The following is a 1,807-nucleotide window of genomic DNA, read 5'->3' as shown; positions in this document are numbered from 1 at the left end:
TTGATGCCATGGCGGCTTCACTTTTAATTTGGGATGAAAAGTATGGTTCCAGAACCAATTTAGGATGGGAGTATTACAGAAGTATGGCGTTTGGGGGATTGGTTTATGTCAAAAAAGATGCTAAAGGTAATGCTATATTAGATGACGCAGGAAATCCAATTTATGAGGATACAAATTCTTTCAAAAGTTTGGTACCGAATAAGTCTGATCGAGAAAAGATAAATGACATTTTAAAAAATGAACAATATGGCAACAGAAATGCAAAAGGAAAAAAATGTTAATACCATATGGCTCTTTATTACCATTTTATTTGGGATTAATCTTTGTTTTTCTCAATCAGTCAAAATGATAGAAGGAAGATATGTAATTGATAATGTGCCAGATTGGGTTGCTGAAGCTGGGGTTTACACGTATTTTAATTTCACAAAAGATGGTACTTTTAAGAAAGAGGTAATGGGTGAATTAGGTAGGGAGCATTATGCCAAAGGTGAGTATAAATTAAGTAAGGATCAACTTATCCTGAACTACAACAAAACAGTGCCTCTTAAAATGAGCTATCACATTTCGGAAATATGGGAAAGCAACAAAGATTCCATTACCGTCGATTTTAATCTTTTTGATTTTGATGGCAATCCTGCTACTGGAGTAGAAATACTTTATAAAGACAGTTTGTCCAAAAAAGGTTATAGGGCAGATGTTTCCAATAAAGATGGCAGATCTTCCTTTAAATTGAAACGAGATACTAGTGAACTTCAATTTGAAATTTCGTCAATGGACTATGGACTGACGAACTCAATCCGACATACTATTTATTATTTGACCATATATAGGGAATGGAACTATAAAATATCGGTTTACCTGCAAAAGAGCTATACCGGTATTCCTGTGCTAAACCGAACAGATACTTTAAAGTTGAAGAAAGTGCGCGAAAAACATTTTGAGGTTATAAATGATAACGGCAGTGTAACTACGTGGAGAAAGTTGGAGGATTAAACAGAATTTGGACTAGACTTTTGGGATAATAAGTATTTTCCACCAATACTGGCCCTATTAGTCCCGTTCAAAATACCGGATTGGAATGGGACTATGGCGGTGGTGACGGTTACAACGGCGGCAATCCAAAAGAGGTTTGGGATTGTGGGGGAGGCAAGGTCTATAACCCCAGGACCAAAGCCTGCGAGTGCCCGGCTGGTATGGTGGACAATGGGTATGAGTGTGTTTTAAAAGAGATTGAAAAGGATATTGCTCCGAGTTGTAAAAGTTTTAACTTTATTAACACCTCATCAAATTGGCAAGAGTCAGCTGTTAAAAATATTAGATTTAAGATAGTTGTGTTGTCAGCACAAGGGGTATATGTTAATTTTGATGTTTCATATACGTCGCCAATTCTTTTTGGTGTTCTAAGAAATATGATAATAGGAGGAAATATTAATAATGGTTTAGCAGCTGAATTATCAGCTAAAGCTTTAGCAATCTCAATGAAAGAAGTAGTTGCTCTTTACGGTAATACTGTAGCAACTGAATTACAAGTGAGGATGTATTTTGAGCAAAGATTGAAGTATAACTATCCTATCATTACAAATGGAGGTAGAGTGCAATTTAACGCAATGTCATATACTGTTATTCCGACCGAATACAAAAACAACTTTTTTGGAATGGGTAACTGTGACTAAATCGAGTATTATGGATGAAAATACTTTAAGAAAAATAGCTTATCAATATTACCCTAAAAATGTTGACGCCCTAAATGAACAAAAGAAATATTTAAATTCTGTTGAATTCCAGAATTTAAAAAATATTATTTTTT

3 protein-coding genes are annotated in these 1,807 nt (G+C 34.8%); all 3 read left to right on the top strand.

Features of this window, described 5'->3' with window-relative positions:
* On the top strand, window positions 1–281 hold a 281-nt coding region (locus tag VNJ50_RS11880), incomplete at its 5' end, for a hypothetical protein (RefSeq protein WP_325582186.1).
* Between the two features lie 64 nt (window positions 282–345).
* Window positions 346–993, top strand: a complete 648-nt coding sequence (locus VNJ50_RS11875; protein ID WP_325582184.1) for a hypothetical protein — start codon at window positions 346–348, stop codon at window positions 991–993.
* Window positions 994–1,073: 80 nt separating this feature from the next.
* Window positions 1,074–1,673, top strand: a complete 600-nt coding sequence (locus tag VNJ50_RS11870) for a hypothetical protein (protein ID WP_325582182.1) — start codon at window positions 1,074–1,076, stop codon at window positions 1,671–1,673.
* Window positions 1,674–1,807 lie beyond the last annotated feature (134 nt).

This window comes from Gelidibacter sp., assembly GCF_035577925.1.
GTDB lineage: Bacteria > Bacteroidota > Bacteroidia > Flavobacteriales > Flavobacteriaceae > Gelidibacter.
Note: the sequence above shows the minus strand (reverse complement) of the source record. Positions and strands in the feature narration are given on the sequence as shown.

Coding starts and splice junctions, on each gene's coding strand:
- VNJ50_RS11875 (WP_325582184.1), top strand. CDS start 346: ATGATAGAAGGAAGATATGTAATTGATAATGTGCCAGATTGGGTTGCT.